We start from the raw sequence: 19,728 nt of genomic DNA, 5'->3' as shown, positions 1-19,728 counted from the left end.
CCCCAGGAGACAGCCATGGCTGGACATTCCAATTACGTTCCGCAGAGCGCGGCGGCGAAGTGGCTTGAGAGCCGTCTGCCGGTCATCTCGCTCGTTCGCGGCTCTTTCGTCGATTTCCCGACCCCGAAGAACCTCAATTACTGGTGGACCTTCGGCGGCATTCTCTTCTTCATGCTGATCTCGCAGATCATCACCGGCATCGTACTGGTGATGCACTACACCCCCAGCACCACGGCAGCCTTCTACAGCGTCGAGCACATCATGCGTGATGTGAACTTCGGCTGGCTGATCCGCTACCTGCATTCCAACGGCGCGTCGATGTTCTTCATCGCCGTCTACATCCACATCTTCCGCGGTCTCTACTACGGCTCCTACAAGGCCCCGCGCGAAATCTCGTGGATCCTGGGTGTGATCATCTTCCTCATCATGATGGGCACCGCCTTCATGGGCTACGTGCTGCCCTGGGGCCAGATGTCCTTCTGGGGCGCCACCGTGATCACCAACCTGTTCTCGGCGATCCCGCTGGTGGGTGAAGCCGTGCGCACCTGGCTTTGGGGCGGCTTCGCCGTCGACAACCCGACGCTGAACCGCTTCTTCTCGCTGCACTATCTGCTGCCGTTCATGATCTTCGGCGTTGTCATCCTGCACGTGTGGGCCTTCCACACCACGGGCAACAACAACCCGACGGGCGTGCAGCCGAAGTCCGGTCAGGACACGGTTCCGTTCCATCCGTATTACACGGTCAAGGATGCCTTCGCGATCGTGGTGTTCATGATCCTCTTCGCCTGGTTCGTCTTCTACGTGCCCAACTACATGGGTCATGCCGACAACTATATCGAAGCGAATCCGCTGGTGACGCCGGCGCATATCGTGCCGGAATGGTACTTCCTGCCGTTCTACGCGATCCTGCGTGCGGTGCCGGACAAGCTCGGCGGCGTTCTGGCCATGTTTGGCGCCATTGCCATCCTGTTCGTCCTGCCCTGGCTCGACACGTCCAAGGTCCGCTCGGGCGTCTACCGCCCGCTGTTCAAGCAGTTCTTCTGGATCTTCGCAATCAACGCGGTGGCCCTCGGCTATCTCGGTGCGATGCCGGCAGAAGGCATCTACGTGATCCTGTCGCGCATCTGCACGATCTACTACTTCGCCCACTTCCTGATCATCCTGCCGCTGCTGGGCTTCCTTGAGAAGCCGCTGCCGCTGCCGGCCTCGATCTCCGAAGCGGTGCTGGCAAGCGGTTCCGGCAAGCCGGCGGCTGCAGTTGCTGCACCTCAGACGAAGTGACGGAAAGGGTCAGGAGTTTTTGAAATGAGCACCATGATCAAGACCGTCCGCGCCCTTGGCGTATCGCTTGCCGCAACCCTCGCGGTTGCCATCGCCTCGCCCGCTTTCGCAGCGGGTGAGGGGCCGCACATCCCGCGTGAGCAGTGGTCCTTCGCAGGTCCCTTCGGCACCTATGACAAGGCCCAGCTGCAGCGCGGCTTCAAGGTCTACCGCGAGGTTTGCGCCTCGTGCCATGGCCTGAAGTTCGTGGCCTTCCGCAACCTGGCGCAGCCGGGCGGCCCGGGCTTCACCGAAGATCAGGCCAAGGCAATTGCGGCAGACTATACCGTGGTTGATGGACCGAATGACGAGGGCGACATGTTCGAGCGTCCGGCCATTCTGGCCGACCGCTTCCCCTCGCCGTTCCCGAACGAGCAGGCGGCCCGTGCGGCCAATGGCGGCGCCTATCCGCCGGACTTCTCGCTGATCGCCAAGGCCCGTGCTGCCCACCGCGGTTTCCCGTGGTTCATCTTCGACGCCTTCACCCAGTACAACGAGCAGGGCGCCGATTATGTGCATGCGCTGCTCGTGAGCTACGACGAGGAAGTGCCGGAGGGTGTCACGGTTCCTGCAGGCCAGTATTACAATCCGGCCTTCATGAGCGGCTCCTTCATCGGCATGGCCCCTCCGATCTCGGATGAGCAGGTCGACTACACCGACGGCACGCCGATGACGGTGGATCAGTACGCCCGTGACGTCTCCGCCTTCCTGATGTGGGCCGCTGAGCCGCACATGGAAGAGCGCAAGAAGATGGGCTTCCGGGTCATGATCTTCCTGATCGTCTTCGCCTCGATGCTCTACTTCACCAAGAAGAAGCTGTGGCGCAACGTCGAGCACTGATACCGGCATCCGCCGGGTGACCGCAAATGCTGAGAAGGGCCGTCCCATGGGGCGGCCCTTCGCATTTTCCGGGGCTCTTGCCGGGTTTGACAAGCACCGGCAAACCGGACCTAATCAGGCCGGTCTGATTTGGGGGTGCCGATGACTGAGGCGGTTCTGGGCGTGATTGGCGGGTCGGGGATCTATGATCTGCCGGGCCTTGAGGGGGCGGAGTGGGTTGGCGTCGGCAGCCCCTGGGGCGAGCCATCCGATGCGGTGCGGATCGGCCAGATCAATGGCCTCAAGGTGGTGTTCCTGCCCCGTCACGGCCGCGGCCATCTGCATTCTCCCTCGCAGATCAATTACCGCGCCAATGTTGATGTCATGAAGCGCTGCGGCGTTACGGACCTCATCTCCGTTTCGGCTTGCGGCTCGCTGAAGGAAGAACTGGCGCCCGGCACCTTCGTGCTGGTGGAGCAGTTCATCGACCGGACTTTTGCGCGGGAGAAGAGCTTCTTCGGCACGGGCTGCGTGGCGCATGTGTCCATGGCCTATCCGGTCAGCCCCCGGCTGGTCGATCATGTGGAAGCGGCTGCGCGGGCGGAAGACCTCAAATACCGGCGCGGCGGCACCTATCTGGCCATGGAGGGGCCGCAGTTCTCCTCCCTCGCAGAGAGCCACCTCTACCGTTCCTGGGGCTGTGATGTGATCGGCATGACCAACATGCCGGAGGTCAAGCTCGCCCGCGAGGCGGAGATCTGCTACGCGACGGTTGCCATGGTGACCGACTATGACAGCTGGCACCCGGACCATGGCGAGGTCGATATCCAGCAGATCATCAAGGTGCTGCATGACAATGCCCATCACGCCCAGCAGCTGGTGGCGCGCCTTGCCCGTGATCTGCCGCGCGAGCATGAGCCTTGCCCCGTCGGCTCGGACAGGGCCCTCGACTATGCAATCATGACCGCGCCGGAGCGGCGCGACCCGGCCTTGCTGGCGAAGCTTGATGCCGTGGCAGGCCGGGTGCTTTTCGACAGGGGCTGAGCGCTGCGGCGCATTGGCCGTGGGCAAGGTGGTAATGCCTTTGCCCCCGGCAGCTGCGCCTTGATATAAGATCTGGCAAAGGCCCTGCAGCCGGGGCTCTGCCCCGGGGCAGTGGCCACTCAAGACACGACGCGCCCTAAGAGGACGATATGGACATTCCCAGCGTTTCCGACGAGCTGCTGCAGGCCATCCGCACGATCCCGGATTACCCCAAGCCCGGCATCCTGTTCCGCGACATCACCACCCTTCTGGGCAATGCCCGCGCCTTCCGCCGGGCCGTGGATGCGCTGGTGCAGCCCTGGGCCGGTTCCAAGGTGGAGCAGATTGCCGGTATCGAGGCGCGCGGCTTCATTCTGGGCGGTGCCGTGGCGCATCAGCTGTCTGCCGGCTTTGTGCCGATCCGCAAGAAAGGCAAGCTGCCCTGGCAGACGGTCAGCGTTGCCTATTCGCTGGAATATGGCCTTGATGAAATCGAGATGCACAGCGACGCCATCAATCCGGGCGACAGGGTGATCGTGGTTGATGACCTGATCGCCACCGGCGGTACGGCGGAGGCTGCCTGCAAGCTGCTGCGCGGGCAGGGGGCGGAGATTGTCGCCGCCTGTTTCATCGTTGACCTGCCGGACCTGGGCGGGCGTCAGCGGCTGGAAGCCATGGGCGTGCCGGTGCGCACGCTGCTGTCTTTCCCGGGGCATTGACCATGGCGGGGCAGCACGGGCACGGACCGGATTTTTCCCCTGCGTTCAGGGCTGCCTTTGCCGATCTGCTGCACTGGCGGCGTGATGTGCGCCGCTTCCGCAAGGACAGTCTGCCGGATGGCCTGCTGGACGAGGTTCTGGCGCTGGCCGACCTTGCGCCGTCCGTGGGCAACAGTCAGCCCTGGCGCATCGTCCGGGTGGAAAGCGAAGCCCGGCGGGACGCGGTGACGAGGCTGTTCGAGCAGGAAAACAACCGCGCCCTTGCTGCCTATGAGGGCGAAAAGGCGGAGCTTTACGCAAGGCTCAAGCTGGCTGGCCTGCGCGAAGCGCCGGTTCAGCTGGCGGTCTTCTGCGATCCGGACCCGGAGCAGGGCCATGGGCTTGGCCGTGCAACGATGCCGCAGACACTTGCCTTCTCGGCCGTTGGCATGGTCCAGTGCCTGTGGCTTGCCGCGCGCATGCATGGCGTGGGGCTCGGCTGGGTGTCGATCATCGATCCGCAGGCCGTGAAGACAACGCTGGACGTGCCGTCCGGCTGGGAGCTGATCGGCTATCTCTGCCTCGGCTTTCCCGAGGAAGAGCATCTGGTGCCGGAGCTGGAGCGGGAGGGCTGGCAGGCCCGCACACCGCTCGAAGGGCGTATTTTCATCCGTTAGGAGGAACCTTTGGCAGTCATCATCAGGCCGATTGAAGACAAGGACCGGGCGTCGCTCGCACAGCTGCTGGAAGAGCGGTGGGCGGGCGTGGAGATCCTGCTGGATGGCGTCATGGTCGATGCCTCGGCACTGCCGGGCTTTCTGGCGGAGGACGACGGGCAACTCGCCGGGGCTGTCACGGTCATCCGCCGGGAGAGCGAATGGGAAATTCTGACCCTCGATTCGCTCAGCCGCTGGGCAGGCACGGGCACGCAGCTGCTGGATGCGGTGGTCAATGATGCGCGCGGTCATGGCATGACCCGGCTGATGGTGCGCACATCGAATGACAATCTGGATGCCTTCCGCTTCTATCAGCGGCGTGGCTTCCGGCTGGAGCGGATCGTGCAGGGCGTCATTGATGACGAGCGCCAGCTCAAGCCCGAAATCCCGCTCATGGGCGAATACGGCATTCCGCTGCATGACGAAGTGGTGCTCGGCCGCAGCCTTTAGGCTTTGTACCAAGGCTCTCGATGCTGACGCATCACGCCTTGAAATGGCTCAGGCGCCGCACGGGCTTGAGCAGCTCTTGATGGGCCAAGCTCATCGAGAGTTGGTACCAGGCTGCGGCAATACGAAGGTTAGGCCTGCTGCGGCCTGCGTCGGAGGTAGACCTTGCTTTCAAAGCTGAAGACCAGTTCGCCGTTCTGGTTGGTGCCCTCATTGCGGCCGCGCAGCACACCCCAGTCCGGGCGCTGCGGGATATCATCCTTCGCAATCACGACGCTGGCGTAGGTGATGGTGTCGCCGGCAAAGACGGGCTTGATCCATTTGAGGTTTTCAAAGCCGGGCGAGGGGCCGCGCTCCACCGGGGTTTCCCCGCGAGCGAGCGTGGCCGCGTCCAGTTCCTGCATGGTCAGGATCAGACGGCGCATGAAGGCGGAGGCCGTGTGCCAGCCGGAGGCGCAGAGGCGGCCAAAGTGTGTGGCCGCTGCACCTTCTTCCGTCAGGTGGAAGGGCTGAGGGTCGAAGGCGGCGGCAAAGCGGACGATGTCTTCGGCCGTGAAGTGGTGGGAGCCAAGCTCGACGCGCTCGCCCAGCTCCATCTCGTCAAACCAGGTTCTCATGCGCCCGCCTCCGCTGCTGGCTCAAGGCAGGTGAAGAGGATCGGGTTTTCCAGCACCATCACGGTGTCACCGTTCTGATTGAAGACGGAAAAAGCGAAGGTGACGAGCCCAAGACCGGGCCGCGAGCGCAAGCGGCGGCAGCTCAGCACCTTGGCTTCCGCCCTCAGCGTGTCGCCCGGGTAGACCGGTCGCCGCCAGGTGAGCGTGTCTATGCCCGGCGCGCCCTGACCGGCGGACTGCGCCAGAAGCCCGTCCACCAGCATGCGCATGAACATGGATGCGGTGTGCCAGCCCGATGCGGCGAGGCCGCCCAGCAGCGAGGCCTTGCCGGCCTCTTCATCAAGGTGAAAGGGCTGAGGGTCGAATTCCGCAGCGAAGGCGATGATTTCATCCTTCGTGACGGTCTTCGTGCCGAGGGGGATGGTCTCGCCGGGCGAGAAGTCTTCGAAGTAGCGGTGGGCGGTCATGGGACTTGTTTTATCTTGCCATGACCGCCCGCGCCAGTGGTTGATGGGGCTCATTCCGCTTCTGGCAAATGCTCCTTTTGGCGGAGCTTGAATGCCAGCGGGTCAGACCATGCGCCAGATCCGGGCGGCCGCCGCCCGCTCCGGCGATTGGCCTCAATCGTAATACATCTCGTTGTCGTCCAGATAGACGTTCGAGGCTTCGCAGATGTCGATGGAGATCGGGTCGTCCAGCACTTCGCTGCCGTCCGTCCCGAGCCAGCCCACCTGGAAAGTCTGCTCGCAGGGACCAGAATTGGCGTGGAAGGTGGCACGCACATTGTCGCCCGGAGCCAGACGGTTGCTCAGCCAGTTGTCACTCCAGCCGTCACCGCCGTTGGTGTAGAAGCCAACGACCGTGTTGCTGTCCGTGTTGTTGTAGATCTGGAAGTAGCCTTCCTGCCCGGTTCCGGCCGCCATCAGCGGTGCGGTTGCGGTCAAGGTTGCGGCAACTGCCGCTGCAAAAAAATTGAAGCTTTTCATCATGCTCCCCACAGAGCCATGGGCAAGTTGCGACTCTTCGCAGCCCGCAGGCTCCATGAAAAGCAAGACCACCGCTGCGACAGCCTGTAAAGCTGACGCTTAGTATCGATAATCAACGTGCATTGATATAATGCAATCACTGGATGTATATATGACAAAGAAGTTATCAGGCATTGCCGATCAGTACCCCGGCGGCGAACACCAGTGATCCGCCAAGAACCACCTGCAGGGCGGCGCGCCAGAAAGGTGTGTCCATGTAACGGTTCTGGATCCAGGCAATGGCCCAGAGTTCAATGAAGACGACGGCCGCAGCCAGGCTGGTGGCTGTCCAGAAATCCGGAATGAGATAGGGCAGGGCGTGGCCAAGTCCGCCAACCGTCGTCATGATACCGGACGAGAGACCGCGCTTCAGTGGAGAGCCGCGCCCCGACAGCACCCCGTCATCATGCGCAGCTTCCGTGAAGCCCATGGAAATGCCCGCACCAACGGAGGCGGACAGGCCGACGAGGAAGGTCTGCCAGGTGTCCTGCGTCGCAAAGGCTGCCGCAAAGATCGGGGCCAGCGTCGAGACGGAGCCATCCATCAGCCCGGCAAGGCCCGGCTGCACATAGGTGAGAATGAACTGGCGGTGGGCGGTCTTGTCTTCCTCGGCCCGCACATCCGTGGGGGTCAGGCTCTCGCTGAGGGCCTCTGCACGGCTCTCGTGGCCGCGTTCGGCCATGGCGAGATCGCCCAAGAGCTTGCGGGTGGCGGCATCGCTGGTGCGCTTTGCAGCTTCCTCGTAGAAGCGGGCGGCCTGATCCTCCATCTGCTCCGCCATCGCCCGCACCTTTTCAAGGCCGAGCGGACGGACCAGCCAGTCGGGCTTGCGGGTGTAATATCCGCGCACGTGCTCGCGCCGGATCAGCGGGATGCTGTCGCCAAAGCGGTCCTGGAACAGGACAATCAATTGCTGCCGGTGGCCATTCTCCTCTTCCGCCATGGCATCGAACACGGCGGCAGAGGCGGGAAAATCATCCCGCAGCCCATCGGCATAGGCCTTATAGATCCGGCTGTCGTCCTCTTCGGACGAGATCGCGAGGGCGAGAATTTCGGCCTCGCTCAGCGATGAAAAGTCGCGGCGGCCAGTCGACAGAAACCGGGAGAACATCTGCGCGATCCGATCAGGAAAGGATGAGGGAACCCCCCGCAATCTAAACCGCAAGATATGTCAAAACCACCCATGATAGGCCCAGTGCGTCAAAGTGAGCGAGCAACATGACCTTCCAGCCCCCTTCGGACCTGACCCCGGCCAGAACCTACGAACGGCGCTTCGCCCGCGTCATCGAGCATGTGCATGATCATCTCGACGAGCCGCTTGATCTCGATCAGCTCGCCGATATCGCTGCCATGTCGCGGTGGCACTGGCACCGGGTGTGGCAGGCATGTTTCGGTGAAAGTGTGGTTGCCATGGTCCGGCGGCTCCGGATGCAGCGGGCAGCCACGGCGCTGGCCAGGGGCGAGACGGATCTGGAACGGCTGGCACGGGAGGCAGGCTATGGCAGCCTGACCGCCTTCACCCGCGCCTTCCGTCAGTCCTATGGCCTGCCGCCGGCCACATACCGGGACGCGGGTCCGCATCGCCGCTTTGACAAGGACTGGACACCGCCGGCCCGCAAGCGGCCGGCTGACCTTGGAGCTTCTCCCATGCATGACATCGTCATCCGCCAGGAACCGCAGCGCGTGCTGGCCGGCATCGCGCACAAGGGCCCTTACATCGAAATCGGCCGTGCCTTTGAACATCTGATCGGCAGCCTTGCCAGTCGTGGCCTGATGGACAAGACAGGCATGTTGATCGGCTTTTACTACAGCGATCCGTCCGTGGTGCCGGAGCAGGAGCTGCGTTCGGCCGCAGCGGTCGAGCTGCGGCAGGACATCGCCTTGTCTGCGCCGCTGGAGCGCATCGAGGTTCCGGCGCAGCGCTATGCCGTATTGCGGCACAAGGGGCCGTATGCGGACATGAAGGCCGCCTATGACTGGCTCTACGGCACCTGGCTGCCGGCGTCTGGCCATGAGCCGGCGGATGGGCCGGCCATGGAAATCTACCTGAACAACCCTCGCGACACGGCCCCGTCCGATCTTCTGACCGACATCTGCCTGCCGTTGAAATAGGGGCAGATCACCTCGACCAGAAGCGGCGCAAAGCCTTCGCCGCGCGCCGCGATCCGGCCGCTGTGGACCGCCCGCCCTGGCCATAGGGGAAAGCGCGAAGACAAGCCCCTCTTGGCGTGGCATTTCGGCCCGGAGGGCGGCACCTAATAGGTTCACACAAGCTCCATTCTCTAGCGTTGCGAGAAGAAGCAAGCCAATGAGAGTGAAGCAATGAATCGCAAGCAGCGGCGGATTGTGAGCGCACGTAGCAAAAACGATGGGCTCTCTACGCCCAAGAGGAGGTTGCTGGATGCTGCCGTCGCAGCGCATCAGGCAGGGCGTCTGGAGCAGGCTGAAACGCTTTACAAGCGCGTCCTGTCGATGGATCCCGCAGACGCCGGTTGCGTTCATCATCTTGGGCTGATTGCGCATCAGAGACTGAACCATCACGCCGCCATCGAATTGATCCAGAAAGCCATCTCCCTGCGCCCTGACTATGCAGAGGCGCATAGCAATCTGAGCATTGTGCTGGCGGCTGCGGGTGATCTTGCGGAGGCGGTCAGATCTGCCCGCAAAGCTGTCACTCTGCGGCCCGGCAACGCTCATTCGCATGCAGCCCTTGGCAGCCTGCTGTTCAAGCAGGGACATGCTGATGATGCTCTTGGGGCCTATCAGATGGCCCTGCGTCTCGACCCGCAGCGTGCCGAAACACACTTCCTTCTGGGGGAGCTTCTGCGCGATCGCGGGGATGTGAAATCTTCCCTTGATGCGTACAAGCGGGCTATCCAGCTTGACCGCTCGCACCAGAGCGCTCACTTGAGTTTGGGTGAAGCTTGCTCGGCAATGGGTCTGTATGAAGAAGCCCTGTCTGCATATGCGATTGCCCGTCAATTAAGCCCAGGTGACAGCGAGGCAATGTTTGCGCAAGCTTACCTCAAGCGGCAAGTGTGCGAATGGCCGGCGCCAGTTCCCGGAATAGCCGATCCTGAGAGAGCTGAGATCAAGCCTGTTCCTCCCTTCAGCATCCTTGCTACCGGCGGAGACATGCAGGCTCAGCTGGCATGGGCACGAAAATGGTCCCGCGATCTCGAGGCGGCATGTGAAATGCGTTTCAACCCAGAAATCGCGGCGAACCGGGCAAAGATCCGGGTCGGGTACCTCTCAGCCGATTTTCACGAGCATGCTACCGCTTATCTGGCCTGCGAATTGTTCGAAAGGCATGACCGCAACCGTTTTGAGGTGTACGGATACTCGATTGGCGAGGATGATGGCAGCGGGATGCGGGCAAGGCTGGAACGCGCCTTCGATCACTTCACCGACCTGCGTGGAAAGTCTCATCTTGAGGCGGCGAAGCTCATCCGCGGAGATTCAATCGACATTCTGATCGACTTGAAGGGCTATACACGTGGCGCAAGGACGCAGATCCTTGCCTACAGGCCAGCTCCCATTCAGGTGAACTATCTTGGCTATCCGGGCACGATGGGGGCAGGGTTCATCGACTACATCGTCGCTGATGAAACCGTCATTCCCGCTGGCCATGAGCAGTTCTACAGCGAGAAAGTGATCAGACTGCCAGGAAGCTATCAGCCGAACAGCCATCGGCAGATAGATGATCATATCCAATCGCGGAATATGCATGGCCTGCCGGAAGACGCTTTCGTCTTTTGCTGCTTTAACAACACCTACAAGATAACGGAACAAGTCTTCGATGTCTGGATGCGCATTCTGAAGGGTGTAGACCGTGCGGTTCTCTGGCTGTTCGACAGCGCAAGTCAAACCCGGGAAAATCTCCGCAAGGCCGCATTGGAGCGTGGGGTGTCGCCGGAAAGGCTGGTGTTTGCACCAAAGCTTCCTCTTGCCTCTCACCTTGCGCGGCACGCTGTGGCGGACCTGTTTCTCGATACTGTGCCCGTGAATGCCCACACCACAGCGAGTGATGCCCTCTGGGCGGGCTTGCCAGTGCTGACATGCCTGGGGGACACGTTTGCAGGACGTGTCGCGGCGAGCCTCAACAACGCGGTTGGACTGCCTGAATTGGTCACGCATTCTCTTCAAGAGTATGAGGCATTGGCGATCTCACTCGCTAAAAACCCGGATCAGATTGCAGCCTTCAAGTTGCGGCTGGCTGAGGGGCGCGGTACTGCCGCTTTGTTCGACATTGACCGGTACGTCCGGGGCCTTGAAGATGCATTTGCAGAGATGCTTCGAGACCAAAGGACTGCTTGTTAGAAGGAGCGCGATATCCCTCCTTGGTCAGCCAAATCGGTGTTGACGGCGAACGTGCACGGGGTTGCTGCCTGTTTTTTGAACAAAAATATCTGCGTGGCCTGTTTGGATGGGCGCAGGAAAAAATCCCTGCATCCGGAACTGCCTATTTGTTTTGCTTTTGGCTTGACGTTAGGCAAATAGGTGCAAGTGTCCGCTACCGTTGATGAAATTATTCTGGAGCTGCTCCCGGTTTCCGATTTGTTAGTGATTTTTGACAGTAATATCTTCCTGATTTCAGGCTCTCCGGGGCTGTGCGGCAGGTAGATATTTAGATGGATCAGTTGATTGCCGATACGGAGCGTGCCCCGGCGCTGTCCGACATCGTGGAACGAACCTCCGAGGTGCGTGAACTGACCACAACAAAGGTTGGCCAGATCCGGGACGTAACGGGGCGGCTGCGGATGCTGGCGCTCAATGCCATGATCGAGAGCGCCCGCGCAGGCGATCAGGGCCGCGGCTTTCTGGTGGTGGCGCAGGAAGTGCGTGAGATTTCCACCGCCGTCGAGGGCATTTCCGGCGCGCTGGCCAAGGAGCTGGCGGGCGAAATCGAGGCGCTGGAAACGCTGACGCGCCAGATGGCCCTGCAGGCGCAGGGCTCGCGCCTGACGGATCTGGCGCTCAACGCCATCGAACTGATCGACCGCAACCTCTATGAACGCACCTGTGACGTGCGCTGGTGGGCGACGGATTCGGCCGTCGCTGGCTGTGCGGAGAACTCCACGCCGGAGGCGGTTGCCTATGCCAGCGAGCGGCTGGGCGTCATTCTCGGGGCCTATACGGTCTATACGGATCTGTGGCTGTGTGACCTCAACGGCCGGGTGATCGCCAATGGCCGCCCGGACCGCTTCAAGGTTGCCGGCGCGGATGTGTCTTCCCGCGGCTGGTTCGGCCGTGGCCGGTCCCTGCGCTCCGGTGATGACTATGTGGCGGACGAGATCTCCCGCGAGCCTCTGCTCGGCAACGGGCAGGTGGCGACGTATCTTGCCAGCGTGCGGGAGGGAGGGCGCAGCAATGGCCGTCCGATCGGCATGCTGGCTGTCCACTTCGACTGGGAGCCGCAGGCGAAGGCGATTGTCGACGGCGTACGCCTGACACCGCAGGAGCGGGAGCGCTCGCGCGTGATGCTGGTCAGCGGCAATGGCCGTGTGCTGGCCTCATCGGATGGCAAGGGCGTGCTGAGCGAGCAGTTCCAGCTCCAGACCGGCGGCCAGGAGCATGGTTTCTATGTGGACCGGGACGGTGCCACAGTCGCCTTCCACAGGACGCCGGGTTACGAGACCTATGCGGGCCTTGGCTGGTACGGTGTCATCCGCCAGAAGCTGTGACGGGCCCGCAGGCTGATCACACGACGTCGACAGTCAGCGGTGCAAAGCCCTCGACGCTGGCCTCCAGCCTGTCGCCGCGCACAACCGGACCGACGCCGGAGGGCGTGCCGGTCAGGATCACGTCGCCAGCGGCCAGCGTGAAATAGTCCGACAGATAGGCGATCATTTCCGGGATCTTCCAGATCATCTGGTTGAGATCGCCACTCTGGCGCAGGGTGCCATTGACGGAGAGGGTGATGGCGCCTGCCTGCGGATGACCGCAGACACTGGCCGGAACCACGGAGCCGATGGGCGCGGAATGCTCGAAGGCCTTGGCCGTGTCCCAGGGGCGGCCCATGTCCTTGGCCACCGCCTGCAGGTCACGGCGGGTCATATCAAGGGCCACCGCATAGCCATAGACGTGGGAAAGCGCATCGGCCACCGTGATGCCGCTGCCACCGGACTTCAGCACCACCGCCAGTTCCACCTCGTGATGCACATCCGCCGTCTTGCCCGGATAGGGGAAGGTGCCGGAGGCATCGAGATTGTCCGGGTTCTTCTGGAAGAAGAACGGCGGTTCCTTGCTCGGATCGTGCCCCATCTCCACCGCATGAGCCGCATAGTTGCGGCCGATGCAATAGACCCGCCGCACCGGAAACAGCGCATCAGTGCCTGCCACGGGCAGGGCGGGGATCTTCGGAACGTCAATCACAAAGCTCGTCATGATGCGCTGGTCTTTCTGGTGCTGGCGTCAGGTGTTGAACTTGAACAGCATCACATCGCCGTCCTTGACGATGTATTCCTTGCCTTCGTCACGCGCCTTGCCGGCTTCCTTGGCGCCCACTTCACCGCCGAGGCTGACGTAGTCGTCAAAGGCGATGGTCTGGGCGCGGATGAAGCCGCGTTCGAAGTCCGAGTGGATGACACCGGCCGCCTGCGGTGCCTTGGTGCCGCGGGTGATGGTCCAGGCGCGGGTTTCCTTCGGGCCTGCGGTGAAATAGGTGATCAGGCCCAGAAGGTCGTAACCGGCGCGGATCAGGCGGTCGAGGCCCGGCTCTTCAAGGCCGAGCGTGTCGAGGAATTCCTTCTGCTCTTCATTGTCGAGCTGGGAGATTTCCGCCTCGATGGCCGCAGAGATGACCACGGAACCGGCGCCCTGTGCCTTTGCCATTTCGGCAACCTTCGCCGACAGCTCGTTACCGGTTCCGGCCGAGCCTTCTTCCACGTTGCAGACGTAGAGCACGGGCTTGGAGGTGAGCAGGTTCAGGCCCTGCAGGATCTTCTCTTCCTCGGCATCGGCGAGCTTCAGCGTGCGCACCGGCTTGCCGTCCTGCAGCAGGGCGAGGGCGGCTTCCATGATCGGGGCGATGGCCTTGGCTTCCTTGTCGCCGACCTGTGCCTTCTTCTTCATCGGGGCAAGGCGGCGCTCAAGGCTTTCCATGTCGGAGACCATCAGCTCGGTCTCGACGGTTTCCGCGTCGGAGATCGGGTCGATCTTGCCTTCCACATGGGTGATGTCGTCATCAACAAAGCAGCGCAGCACGTGGACGATGGCATCCACCTCGCGGATGTTGGCGAGGAACTGGTTGCCGAGGCCTTCGCCCTTCGACGCGCCGCGCACGAGGCCGGCGATGTCCACGAAGGTGATGCGGGTCGGAATGATTTCCTTGCTGCCCGCGATCTTGGCAATCGCCGTCATGCGCGGGTCCGGCACGGCCACTTCGCCGGTGTTCGGCTCGATGGTGCAGAACGGATAGTTGGCGGCCTGAGCCGCCGCCGTGCGTGTGAGCGCGTTGAAGAGCGTGGACTTGCCGACGTTGGGCAGGCCGACGATGCCGCACTGGAAACCCATGGGAGATCGCTTTCGGTTTGATCGAAGATTTGAGCCGCTTCTTGCCCGAGGGGGCGGGCAAGGTCAAGCATTGCGAAGACGGAAGGCGGGTCAGTCCTGTCCGCCGCTCTTGCCCAGAAGCTTCTTCAGCATCTCGGCCATGGGGCCGGACGTGGGCAGGGCAGGGGCCTTCGGCTGGCGGGCCTGGCGGATGTGGCTCTGGCCCTTGGCAGCCGGGCGCGGCGCGGGCGGGGTGGTGGCATCACCGGTTTCCGCTGCCTTGCGCTTCTCAGGGCGCTGTGCCTTCTCCGGTTCCAGCTGCAGGGTCAGCTTGTTGGCAAAGGTGCTGTCCTGGCGTTTGGCCAGCAGCTCCGCATGACCGGCGATGCCGTCAAACAGCAGCTCCAGCCATTCGCCGTCAGCCTTGGCGAAGTCACCCAGCACATAGTTGGAGACGAGCTTCTTGTCGCCCGGATGGCCGATGCCGAGCCTCAGGCGCCTGTAGGCATCGCCGATATGGGCGGTGATGGAGCGCAAGCCGTTGTGGCCGCCATGGCCGCCGCCGGTCTTCATGCGGAACTTGGCGGGCGGCAGGTCCAGTTCGTCATAGATGACGAGAATATCCGCCGGCTCCAGCTTGTAGAAGCGCATGGCCTCGCCGACGGAGCGGCCGGATTCATTCATGTAGGTCATGGGCTTCAGCAGCATGACCTTTTCGCCACCGATGGTGCCTTCGCTCACCTCGCCCTGAAAGCGGGCGCGCCAGGGCGAGAAGCTTGAGTAGCGGCGGTGGATCTCGTCCACGGCCATGAAGCCGATGTTGTGCCGGTTGCGGGCATAGTGTCCGCCCGGGTTGCCGAGGCCTGCGATGATCTGCATGGCATGTCCGTAGCTGCGCAAACGGGAAATGGCGCCAGCCTTGGGGCCGCGCGGTGTCAGCGTCCGCTTACAGCAATGGGCCGCCCCTGTCGAGACGGCCCACTCTCTGGCTGCTTTCTCATGGTCTTGCGGAGCGCTGCAGTGCCGGGGTGCGCACTGCCGGAACGTTGTAACTTAATCCCCTTCCCGCAAGGCCTCTCGAATGCGAGCCTGCTCACCGGCGACGTGAGGCAGCAGTTCGCTGCCGCCCGATCCCTGCTTCTCCGTCAGGAATTCGGACATCCGCCGGTCAAGTTCGGTCAGCCGCTGGCTCCGTCGCCCGGCGGGGCGGATGGGGCCGAAGCCATGCATGGCAAACCAGAAGGCTGGAAAACCGGTGTTCATGCGCGCGCCATCCCGTTTCCCCGCAGTTCCTTGCGGAAGAACTCCCGTTCCACCTGCGCGATCTGCTCCTTGAGGCGGAGGCGCAGTTTCTTGAGGGCTGTGAGGCGGATGGTATCGGTGTGAGGGCGGCGGGCCTCCCGCTCGATCTTTGCGTCGAGAATGGCATGACGAACGCGCAAGGCGACCAGTTTCTGGTGCATGTTTTCCTCCTTTCATTACCCAGCGTCTCTCATATGGAGTGCTTCGCGCGATTATAAAAATACATAGACTGTATGGCTGTGATAGATAATATCTATCACATGCCCTACCGCCCTTCGCACCGCCAGCTCGAGTATCTTGTCGCCGTTGCCGAGCATGGCCACTTCGGCCGTGCAGCACGCGCCTGCCATGTCTCCCAGCCGACCTTGTCGGCGCAGCTGAAGCTGCTGGAAGACCGGCTGGGGGTGGTGCTGATAGACCGGGGCGGCAGTGCCGTGCAGCCGACGCCGGCCGGACACGCCCTGCTTCCCTATGCCAGAACGGTGCTGGAAACGCTGGATGAGTTTGTCCGCGAGGCGCAGGCGGCCGACAAGGGGCTGGGCGGTCTGATCCGCATGGGCGTTGCGCCCACGGCCGGGCCGTATCTGCTGCCCGGTGTCATCGAGCTTCTGCAGGAGCAGGTGCCGGGCCTGCAGCTCTACATCCGGGAGGAACGGCCATCACTTCTGGAAACGGCCGTGCGGGAGGGGAATGTGGATTGCATCCTGACGCCCCTGCCGGTCCGGGAGAGCCGCCTCGTCAGCGAGGTGATATGCTGCGAGCAGATCTATCTGGGCCTGCCCCAGCGCCATCCTCTTGCTGCCAGGCCCGGGCTGTCCGTTTCCGACCTTGAGGGTGAGCGGATGCTGACGCTGGGGCGCGGCCACCGGCTCTATGATCAGGTGCAGGCGCTGTGCGCGGCGTCCGGCGCGGTGATGAGTGAGGACTACGAGGGGACCAGCCTTGACGCCCTGCGCCAGATGGTCGCCATCGGCATGGGGCTTTCCCTGTTTCCGGCCGCCTATGTGGCTTCCGAATTTGCGCGGGAGCGGCAGGTGGTGCTGCGGAGCCCGGGCGACTGGCCCATGCAGCGGCATATCGTGCTGGCCTGGCGGGAGGGCTCGCCGCGTCAGGCTCATTTTCAGCGGCTGGCGGAACTGGCGCGCGACGGCATCGCCGGGTCAGGTCTTGAGGGTGTCAGCCTGGCGGAGGCTTGACGCAAAAAGGGGACGCAATGCGCCCCCTTTCGCGGAAAATTCCGGCGAGCCTGAGATCAGGCTTCAGCCGAACCTTCTTCTTCAACGTCCTTCAGGCCAGCCGGAGCGGCGATCGTGGCGATGGTGAAATCGCGGTCGGTGATCGTCGGATGGCAGTTGGCCGGAACGTTGATGGCGGAGATGTGGAGCGACTCGCCGAGCTTGGCGTTCGCAAGATCCAGCTCCAGGAACTCCGGAATGGCGTTCGCCGGAACGGTCATTTCAACCGTGTGACGGACGATGTTCAGCACGCCGCCGCGCTTGATGCCCGGGCAGGTTTCCTGGTTCAGGAAGTGAACCGGAACGTTGACCACGAGGGTGGTGTTGGCGGACACGCGCAGGAAGTCAACGTGGGTCAGGTCGTCGCGGACCGGATGACGCTGGAAGTCCTTGGCGATGACCTGGTGCTTCTCGCCGTCCACCTCGATGGTGGCGATGTGCGTCAGGAAGCCGCCCTTGTGCAGGGCCAGAGTGGTTTCCTTGAGCGGAATGGAAATCGGCAGCGCGGCCTTCTTGTCACCATAGATGACGGCGGGGATGAGACCTTCGCGACGCAATGCACGAGCGGCCCCCTTGCCCACCCGGTTCCGCACAGATGCCTTCAGCTCGTAGCTGGCAGCCATGACAGTACTCCTTCGGATGTAAAAATGGACCGGCGCCTCCCTGACCCATTGGCCAGAGTGACGGGATCGGTCCCTGCGCCGCCTCCAGGGGTGCGGGCGCGAGCGGGTCTATAGCCGAAAGGCCGGGAAAGCGCAAGCAATGCGCCCCGGATTGCTGGCGTTTTCAGCCCTTCAGGCGCCGGTCCGTGTTTTCCACGAAGGCCGGATCAACCTTGCGGGCAAAGGCGTTGCGCCAGCCTTCGGCGAGAACCTCCATGGCCGCCAGCTCTGCGGCCTCTGCCGCATCAAGGCGCGGATTGAAGCGCGCAGCGATCACGCGGCTCAGCGGCCAGTCCGGATGCAGCCGCTCGATGAGGCGGATCGTGCCGCCCGCCGCCACATTGCCTTCTTCCAGAACCCGGTAGTACCAGCCGGTGAAGCCGGTTTTCTGGAAGGCAGGGGCCATGCCCGGCAGGCCGGTGTGCATGTTCAGCTTCCAGCACGGCTGGCGGCCCTGACAGATCTGCACCGTGGCGCCGTCCATCTTCAGGATGTCACCAAGGCACAGGCTCTCTTCGGTCAGGCCGTGGCTGGAGATGTTCTCGCCAAAACAGCCGGGGTTGAAGAACTCCGCCTGCTCCGGCCATGCGGCAGCCCAGTGCGGCATGTGATCGGCAGCATAGTGATGCAGTGCCTTTTCCAGCCCGCCATGAACGGCCGTGTCTGCCTGCTCGTCGCCGGAAAGCCCTGTCTTCGACAGCCAGAGACTGTCCTGCGCCGCCTGCTTGGCTATGGCACTTGGGGCCTTGCCTTCCCAGCGGTCCCTGGCCTTGCCCGTGAAGACGCCAAGGATGGTTGCTTCCAGATGCTGGGTCATGTGCCGTTCGTCCCGTGTGGCCAGTCGAGGGCCCGACGGTTCTCCGGATTCCGGCATTTGTCCAGACAAAAAAGGCACCCGTTGCCGGATGCCTTCTCATGTGCATGTAAGATTTCCTTGCTATCCCGAAGAACAGCAGACGGCAGCTTCAGCGCCGTCTCATCTGCTCTGGTGCCGTTTCTGCAAGCTGAGCTGCCTCAGGCCGCAGAACGCCAGAGTTGTCATGCCCAGCATGTAACAGATCAGTGGCCAGGCCGTCTGCCCGTCAAACAGCAGGACCGCAAGCGTTCCGATGATGCTGACGATGAGGCTCTGGACGCAAAAATACACCGCAACAGCTGACCCGGCCATATCATCGAACTCTGCCAGTGCCCCGTTGGCGGTGACTGAAACCGTGAACACAATACCGGCGGCAGCGATCCACATTGGCAGGATATAGGTGATGAGTGAAGGAGACCCGGTGACTTCACCTGCCAGCAGAAGGCAGGCACTCGAGGCCAGAAGCCCCATTCCGCGGGCAGTGCACCCGGCAATTCCCCACCTGGCGGCGATCACGCTGGAGAAACGGGCTGTCGCGATCATAACAACGGCGACGCTTGCAAAGGCCATGCTGAACCCGGTCTCTGAATAGCCTGCCCGGCCGATGAGCACGCGGGGAGATGTCGAGAAGAAGACGAAGAACGTTCCCATTGCGGCCGCAAATGCCAGTGTGTAGACGCGGAAACTCAGGCTTGCAAAGACCGCAAGAACGCTTGTCTTCGGCTGCGTTTGAACCAGCGTGCTGGTTTCATGCCATCGCTGCCATGTATGAAGAAACGCAGGCAGAGTGAGAGCTGCCAGTGTCAGGAAGATTGCCCGCCAGCCCAAATGGCCGTTGATGAATGTGCCCATGATCGGACCAAAGGCTGGCACAAAGGCAAGCATCGAACTGAGAGAGCCGTAGATGACGGCACCTTCGGGGCGGTTGGCATAGACGTCCCGCACTGTGGCGAAGGTTGCGACCAGCATCGCGGATGCACCGGCAGCCTGCAAAACACGAAAGCTCAGGAAAGCTCCTGCCGCGGTTGAGAAAGCTGCTCCAATCGAGGCTGCGAAGAAGATGGATGCGCCAGCAAGCAAGACCGGGCGCCTTCCGATTCTGTCGGATACGGGTCCAAAGATGACCTGACCGGCACCAAGCAGAACCATGTAGAGAGTGAGCGTGAGCTGAATGACTGGCGCTGATGTGCCGAGTAGCTCAGGCATCGCAGGCGCAACAGGAAGATAGATATCCATTGCCAGCGAGGAAAGCATGTCAAAGGGTGCCATCAGCAGCAGTGCTGCCGGCAGTGAATAGGCCCATTTGGGCTGTTTGGAAGACATGAGAAAGTAACCGCTCGATTGGAGAAACCGTGCGGCGCCCGTGCTTGTGCGATCAGTTGTGACTGGACCTACGGGACGCCGCAATAACGATGGTCGCTACTGCGGCTTTCCAGCTTGCTGACTTGGCACTTCGCATTCCATTCACCCCAATCTCAAGGTGCTGATGTTCTCTGGATACATGTATGCCTGCT

The 19,728-nt window shown here is 62.4% G+C and carries 22 protein-coding genes; 10 read left to right on the top strand and 12 right to left on the bottom strand.

Going from position 1 to position 19,728, the window contains the following annotated elements:
• Nucleotides 1-15 precede the first annotated feature (15 nt).
• The 6 genes from IF10I1_RS03225 to IF10I1_RS03200 all read left to right on the top strand — a co-directional run bounded on the left by IF10I1_RS03225 (nt 16) and on the right by IF10I1_RS03200 (nt 5,026).
• Nucleotides 16-1,281: a cytochrome b/b6 gene (locus IF10I1_RS03225; protein WP_050474973.1), complete on the top strand. Its 1,266-nt coding sequence runs from the start codon at nt 16-18 to the stop codon at nt 1,279-1,281.
• Between the two features lie 24 nt (nt 1,282-1,305).
• Complete coding sequence (locus IF10I1_RS03220; RefSeq protein ID WP_050474974.1) at nt 1,306-2,160, top strand: cytochrome c1; 855 nt, start codon at nt 1,306-1,308, stop codon at nt 2,158-2,160.
• A 141-nt stretch (nt 2,161-2,301) separates the two neighbouring features.
• Nucleotides 2,302-3,183: an S-methyl-5'-thioadenosine phosphorylase gene (locus tag IF10I1_RS03215; protein WP_186391179.1), complete on the top strand. Its 882-nt coding sequence runs from the start codon at nt 2,302-2,304 to the stop codon at nt 3,181-3,183.
• A gap of 149 nt (nt 3,184-3,332) precedes the next feature.
• Nucleotides 3,333-3,881 (top strand): adenine phosphoribosyltransferase, encoded by a 549-nt coding sequence (locus tag IF10I1_RS03210; protein ID WP_050474976.1) that lies wholly within the window; start codon nt 3,333-3,335, stop codon nt 3,879-3,881.
• 2 nt (nt 3,882-3,883) lie between these two features.
• The gene (gene bluB / locus IF10I1_RS03205; RefSeq protein WP_050474977.1) at nt 3,884-4,537 is read left to right on the top strand and encodes a 5,6-dimethylbenzimidazole synthase; all 654 of its coding nucleotides are present in this window, start codon (nt 3,884-3,886) and stop codon (nt 4,535-4,537) included.
• A 9-nt stretch (nt 4,538-4,546) separates the two neighbouring features.
• A complete protein-coding gene (locus tag IF10I1_RS03200; RefSeq protein WP_050474978.1) occupies nt 4,547-5,026 on the top strand; it encodes a GNAT family N-acetyltransferase in 480 nt (159 codons plus the stop codon).
• Nucleotides 5,027-5,154: 128 nt separating this feature from the next.
• On the opposite strand, the gene IF10I1_RS03195 is transcribed toward IF10I1_RS03200, so the two are convergent.
• From IF10I1_RS03195 to mbfA, 4 genes are all read right to left on the bottom strand, one after another.
• The gene (locus IF10I1_RS03195) at nt 5,155-5,640 is read right to left on the bottom strand and encodes a MaoC family dehydratase (protein WP_050474979.1); all 486 of its coding nucleotides are present in this window, start codon (nt 5,638-5,640) and stop codon (nt 5,155-5,157) included.
• The gene (locus IF10I1_RS03190) at nt 5,637-6,107 is read right to left on the bottom strand and encodes a MaoC family dehydratase (protein WP_186391178.1); all 471 of its coding nucleotides are present in this window, start codon (nt 6,105-6,107) and stop codon (nt 5,637-5,639) included. The genes IF10I1_RS03195 and IF10I1_RS03190 overlap by 4 nt, the downstream gene beginning before the upstream one ends.
• Before the next feature lie 153 nt (nt 6,108-6,260).
• On the bottom strand, nt 6,261-6,626 hold the full coding sequence (locus IF10I1_RS03185) for a hypothetical protein (RefSeq protein WP_208977565.1): 366 nt from the start codon (nt 6,624-6,626) through the stop codon (nt 6,261-6,263).
• A 166-nt stretch (nt 6,627-6,792) separates the two neighbouring features.
• The gene (gene mbfA, locus IF10I1_RS03180; protein ID WP_186391176.1) at nt 6,793-7,776 is read right to left on the bottom strand and encodes an iron exporter MbfA; all 984 of its coding nucleotides are present in this window, start codon (nt 7,774-7,776) and stop codon (nt 6,793-6,795) included.
• Between the two features lie 107 nt (nt 7,777-7,883).
• On the opposite strand from mbfA, the gene IF10I1_RS03175 reads away from it, so the two are divergent.
• The 3 genes from IF10I1_RS03175 (at nt 7,884) to IF10I1_RS03165 (ending at nt 12,349) form a co-directional block, all read left to right on the top strand.
• Complete coding sequence (locus tag IF10I1_RS03175) at nt 7,884-8,777, top strand: GyrI-like domain-containing protein (protein WP_186391175.1); 894 nt, start codon at nt 7,884-7,886, stop codon at nt 8,775-8,777.
• 210 nt (nt 8,778-8,987) lie between these two features.
• Entirely contained in the window at nt 8,988-10,985 is a 1,998-nt protein-coding gene (locus IF10I1_RS03170) for a tetratricopeptide repeat protein (RefSeq protein ID WP_186391174.1), read from the top strand.
• A gap of 311 nt (nt 10,986-11,296) precedes the next feature.
• Nucleotides 11,297-12,349: a methyl-accepting chemotaxis protein gene (locus IF10I1_RS03165; protein WP_122520593.1), complete on the top strand. Its 1,053-nt coding sequence runs from the start codon at nt 11,297-11,299 to the stop codon at nt 12,347-12,349.
• 16 nt (nt 12,350-12,365) lie between these two features.
• Here IF10I1_RS03165 and IF10I1_RS03160 read toward each other — a convergent pair whose 3' ends face one another.
• The 5 genes from IF10I1_RS03160 to IF10I1_RS03140 form a co-directional block, all read right to left on the bottom strand.
• Nucleotides 12,366-13,052 (bottom strand): fumarylacetoacetate hydrolase family protein, encoded by a 687-nt coding sequence (locus tag IF10I1_RS03160; protein WP_186391173.1) that lies wholly within the window; start codon nt 13,050-13,052, stop codon nt 12,366-12,368.
• Between the two features lie 27 nt (nt 13,053-13,079).
• Nucleotides 13,080-14,180 carry a redox-regulated ATPase YchF gene (gene ychF, locus IF10I1_RS03155; RefSeq protein WP_050474988.1) on the bottom strand — a complete coding sequence of 367 codons (1,101 nt, stop codon included), beginning with the start codon at nt 14,178-14,180 and terminating at the stop codon, nt 13,080-13,082.
• Between the two features lie 90 nt (nt 14,181-14,270).
• The gene (pth, locus tag IF10I1_RS03150; protein WP_186391172.1) at nt 14,271-15,038 is read right to left on the bottom strand and encodes an aminoacyl-tRNA hydrolase; all 768 of its coding nucleotides are present in this window, start codon (nt 15,036-15,038) and stop codon (nt 14,271-14,273) included.
• 174 nt (nt 15,039-15,212) lie between these two features.
• Nucleotides 15,213-15,422 carry a hypothetical protein gene (locus tag IF10I1_RS03145; RefSeq protein ID WP_186391171.1) on the bottom strand — a complete coding sequence of 70 codons (210 nt, stop codon included), beginning with the start codon at nt 15,420-15,422 and terminating at the stop codon, nt 15,213-15,215.
• The gene (locus tag IF10I1_RS03140) at nt 15,419-15,622 is read right to left on the bottom strand and encodes a YdcH family protein (protein WP_050474991.1); all 204 of its coding nucleotides are present in this window, start codon (nt 15,620-15,622) and stop codon (nt 15,419-15,421) included. Before IF10I1_RS03140 ends, IF10I1_RS03145 begins: the two co-directional genes overlap by 4 nt.
• Before the next feature lie 72 nt (nt 15,623-15,694).
• On the opposite strand from IF10I1_RS03140, the gene IF10I1_RS03135 reads away from it, so the two are divergent.
• A complete protein-coding gene (locus IF10I1_RS03135) occupies nt 15,695-16,657 on the top strand; it encodes a LysR substrate-binding domain-containing protein (RefSeq protein WP_371328662.1) in 963 nt (320 codons plus the stop codon).
• Nucleotides 16,658-16,713: 56 nt separating this feature from the next.
• On the opposite strand, the gene IF10I1_RS03130 is transcribed toward IF10I1_RS03135, so the two are convergent.
• The 3 genes from IF10I1_RS03130 to cml form a co-directional block, all read right to left on the bottom strand.
• Nucleotides 16,714-17,319, bottom strand: a complete 606-nt coding sequence (locus tag IF10I1_RS03130) for a 50S ribosomal protein L25/general stress protein Ctc (RefSeq protein ID WP_058899226.1) — start codon at nt 17,317-17,319, stop codon at nt 16,714-16,716.
• Between the two features lie 163 nt (nt 17,320-17,482).
• The gene (locus tag IF10I1_RS03125; RefSeq protein WP_094463805.1) at nt 17,483-18,175 is read right to left on the bottom strand and encodes an MOSC domain-containing protein; all 693 of its coding nucleotides are present in this window, start codon (nt 18,173-18,175) and stop codon (nt 17,483-17,485) included.
• A 159-nt stretch (nt 18,176-18,334) separates the two neighbouring features.
• Nucleotides 18,335-19,537, bottom strand: coding sequence for a CmlA/FloR family chloramphenicol efflux MFS transporter (gene cml / locus IF10I1_RS03120; RefSeq protein WP_186424359.1), 1,203 nt, complete (start codon nt 19,535-19,537; stop codon nt 18,335-18,337).
• Nucleotides 19,538-19,728 lie beyond the last annotated feature (191 nt).

This window comes from Pannonibacter sp. I15F10I1 (assembly GCF_900185665.1).
GTDB classification, from domain to species: domain Bacteria; phylum Pseudomonadota; class Alphaproteobacteria; order Rhizobiales; family Stappiaceae; genus Pannonibacter; species Pannonibacter indicus.
This window is presented reverse-complemented; position numbering and strand designations above follow the sequence as displayed.